This window comes from Legionella sp. (genome assembly GCF_965140895.1).
In the GTDB taxonomy this organism is placed as follows: Bacteria; Pseudomonadota; Gammaproteobacteria; order Legionellales; family Legionellaceae; genus Legionella.
In genome coordinates this window covers 1049-1375 of the sequence record NZ_CBCSKT010000119.1, presented here as the reverse complement: position 1 = coordinate 1375, position 327 = coordinate 1049, and the positions used below count along the sequence as shown (strand labels likewise).

Here is a 327-nt window from a genome sequence, read left to right as displayed (position 1 = left end):
GGTTTGCTTCCGGGTCTAAACCCGTCATTTCCAAGTCAATCCAGATTAAATTATGATTGTTTTTCATTTGTATTCCAGGAGTTTAATATTAAGTCAACACAGGCTACTCGATGCTGGTGTAAAGCATGCTTAATCGCCTCACCAGTATACCCCTGCGCTATTATAGTTTGTACATTTACCTTAGCACATTCTGCTAACAAGCCACTCCATAGCTTTGCTTGTCGATAATCAACCGTTCGTCCACACCCTTCGGCATCTGCCTGGCAGGCAATAATCATCTTATAAAAAAGCTGCGGACGTCGAAAGGCATCCGCTTGCTCTAAAACT

General features: G+C 42.8%; 1 pseudogene. It reads right to left on the bottom strand.

The features are described from left to right. Positions 1–50: 50 nt before the first annotated feature. Positions 51–327: pseudogene (cca, locus tag ACQY7T_RS12375) on the bottom strand (multifunctional CCA addition/repair protein); the annotation flags it as partial.